The 3,314-nt window shown below is 73.7% G+C and carries 3 protein-coding genes; all 3 read left to right on the forward strand.

What is annotated here, in order from left to right; all coding sequences use genetic code 11:
- The first annotated feature begins 128 nt into the window (after positions 1-128).
- Positions 129-1,346 (forward strand): alanine racemase, encoded by a 1,218-nt coding sequence (locus ACFW2Y_RS35245; protein ID WP_384887676.1) that lies wholly within the window; start codon positions 129-131, stop codon positions 1,344-1,346.
- Positions 1,347-1,447: 101 nt separating this feature from the next.
- Positions 1,448-2,044, forward strand: coding sequence for a TetR/AcrR family transcriptional regulator (locus ACFW2Y_RS35250; protein WP_384887670.1), 597 nt, complete (start codon positions 1,448-1,450; stop codon positions 2,042-2,044).
- 304 nt (positions 2,045-2,348) lie between these two features.
- A partial coding sequence (locus ACFW2Y_RS35255) for an ATP-binding cassette domain-containing protein (RefSeq protein WP_384887673.1) occupies positions 2,349-3,314 on the forward strand: 966 nt, incomplete at its 3' end.

Here is a 3,314-nt window from a genome sequence, read left to right on the forward strand (position 1 = left end):
AGCCTTGACTTGGACGGTTGACCAAGAGAGCGTGGCGGCGTCCCACCCGGTCCAGGGAAAGGCCGCACGCCATGGAGAACGCCCGCACGGAAGGCACCCTGGGGACGGGCGCGGACGGTGCGAGGTCGATGGTCCCGCACCGCCGGGCGCCATCGGCACCCCCTGCGGGGTTCGCCGATCTTGAGGCGGCCACGGCGGGCCTCAGGCCGCCCTTCGCCGTGGTGGACCTCGGTGCCCTGCGGGCCAACGCCGTGCACATGGTCCGTCGGGCGGGCGGCAAACCGATCCGCCTCGCGAGCAAGTTGCTGCGCTGTCGGCCCCTGATCGGCGACGTGCTCCGGCAGCCGGGCTTCTCCGGCGTCCTCGCCTTCACCCTGGCGGAAGCCCTGTGGCTCGCAGAGGACACGGAGGACGTCCTGGTCGGGTATCCGACGGCGGACGTCCCCGCCCTGCGCCAACTGGCCTCCGATGAACGCGCGGCGGCCAGGGTGACCCTCATGGTGGATTCCGTGGAGCACCTCGCACTCATCTCCGAAGCGGTCGGACCGTCCGGCCCCCCGCTCCGGATCTGCCTCGACCTCGACGCCTCGCTGCGCCTCCTGGGCGGCCGGCTGCACCTCGGCATGCGCCGTTCACCCGTCCACGCGCCGGAACAGGCGGCGGAGTTGGCGCGAGCCGTCGTCTCCCGGCCCCGGTTCCGACTCGTGGGCGTGATGGCGTACGAGGGGCAGATCGCGGGCGTGGGCGACAACCGGCCGGGGCCGGGTCCCATGCGTGCCGCCGTACGGCTCGTCCAACGGATCTCCGCCCGGGAACTGCGCGAGCGTCGTGCCGCCGCCGTCCGCGCGGTCCGCTCCGTGGCACCGCTCGCCTTCGTCAACGGCGGAGGAACCGGCAGCCTGGAATCGACCTCGGCCGAACCCGCCGTCACCGAACTCGGTGCGGGTTCCGGGATCTACGCCCCCGCCCTCTTCGACCACTACCGGGGGTTCCGCCCCCTCCCCGCCGCGTACTTCGCCCTGGCCGTGGTCCGCCGCCCCGCACCCCGCCACGTCACGGTCCAGGGCGGCGGTTGGGTCGCCTCCGGCGCTCCCGGCGCGGACCGCCTCCCGGTTCCCGTCTGGCCGAGGGGTTTGCGACTGCTGCCCGCCGAGGGGGCCGGTGAAGTGCAGACCCCACTCGTCGGCGGGGCTGCCGACGGGCTGCGGATGGGGGACCTCGTGTGGTTCCGGCACGCCAAGGCGGGCGAACTGTGCGAGCGGGTCGACCGGCTGCACCTGGTGGAGGGCGACCGGATCGTGGACGTCGTCCCCACCTACCGCGGCGAGGGCCACGCGTTCCTGTGACGTCGGGGTCCGCCCCGGACCTCCGCAGCCGCGAAGGCCGCCCTGCGCGCGGTGGGGTAGGTTGACCCGGTTCCGCACCGTCGTACGCCGAGGAGCCCGCCATGACCCGCTTGTCCGCCGACGAGCGCAGGGAGCAGCTGGTCGAGGCGGCGATCCGGGTCATGATCCGCGGAGGCGTCGCCAGGACGACCACCCGCGCCGTCGTGAACGAGGCGGGGGTACCGCTCGGCGCCTTCCACTACTGCTTCCGCTCCAAGGAGGAACTCCTGCAGAGCGTGATCGAGCGGATCACCCAGCGGACCCTGTCGCCCGCCACGGCCCGTCCCGAGGGCGCCACGCCCCACGAGGTCATCCACGCCACCCTGCACGCCTACTGGGACCGGGTGCGCGAGCGCCCGGCCGAGCACCTGGTCACCTACGAGCTCACCCAGTACGCCCTGCGCGAGCCCGGTCTGGCGGACCTGGCGCGCAAGCAGTACCAGCACTACCTGGACCTGAACCGGGAGCACCTGGAGGCCCTCGCCCGCGCATTGGGCATCAGCTGGGCGGTCGACCTTCCGGTGCTCGCCCGGCACGGCCTGAGCGTCCTGGACGGCCTCACCCTCAACTGGCTCATCGACCGCGACGACGCCCAGGCCTCGGCGGCCCTGGACGAGTACGCCCGGTACCTCGCCTCCGTGGTGCGCGACGCCGGGTGAGGCGCCGGCGGTCCACCCGCGGGGCACGGTGCTCCTGCTCCTGCCCGCCCCCGTGCCCGCGGTCGAGACCGCGTCGATCCGGCCCGCGTCGACCCGCTCCGTTCCCGCGCCACGAGCTGCCCCTCCCGTGCCGGGTCCGTCGCACGCCCTCTTGACCAGGGGCTTCCGGCTCCGCACGAAAACCGGGCGCGCCGGGCGCGGGGCATCGGTTACGGTGGACGCATGTCTACGCCCCGAATTTCCTAGCTGAGGACCCGCTTCCACGTCAGAAGTGTGTCCTTTTGCTTTCTCGGAGCGTCATCCCATGATCACCGTTCGTGGTGTCGAGCTGCGCGCGGGCGCCCGCCTGCTGCTCTCCGACATCTCCTTCACCGTCTCTCCCGGCGACCGCATCGGCCTGGTCGGCCGCAACGGCGCGGGCAAGACCACCCTCATCACCGCCCTCGCCGGTCAGGCCGGACCTGCCGCGGGAGCCGTCACCCACGCCGGTCGGGTCGGGTTCCTCGCCCAGGACTCCCGCGCCGCCGGCCAGCACCTCACCGTCATCGACCGGATCCTCTCCGCCCGCGGCCTCGACACGGCCCTGCACCGGCTGCGGACGACCGAGGCGGAGATGGCCGACGCCGCCTCGCCCGCCGCCCTGGAGCGGGCGATGAGCGCCTACGCCCGCGCCGAGGCGGCCTTCCAGGCCGGCGGCGGATACGCCGCCGAGGCCGAGGCCGCCCGGGTGGCCGCCGGACTCGGCCTGCCCCACCGGGTCCTGAGCGAACCGGTCGGCACCCTGTCCGGCGGGCAACGACGCCGCGTCGAACTCGCACGCATCCTCTTCGCCGGGCAGCAGGGCGTCCTGTTGCTGGACGAGCCGACCAACCACCTGGACGCCGACGCGGTCGCCTGGCTGCGCACCTTCCTCCAGGCCCACACCGGTGGCCTGGTGGTGATCAGCCACGACACCTCGCTGCTGGCCGCCGTGGTCAACCGGGTCTTCCACCTGGACGCCACCCGCGCCACGATCGACATCCACAACACCGGCTGGGACACCTACCTCGCCCAGCGGCAGACGGACGAACGCCGCCGGGCCCGTGAGAGGACGAGCGCCGAGCGCAAGGCGGCCACCCTGCACGCGCAGGCCGACCGGATGAAGGCCCGCTCGGCGACCGCCGCCATGGCCAAGAGCATGGCCCGGCGCGCCGACCGGATGCTGGCCGGGCTGGAACCGGCCCGGCGCACGGAAAGGGTCGCCAGGATCCGGCTGCCCGAACCGGCCCCG

This window comes from Streptomyces sp. NPDC058877 (genome assembly GCF_042742855.1).
Lineage (GTDB): Bacteria > Actinomycetota > Actinomycetes > Streptomycetales > Streptomycetaceae > Streptomyces.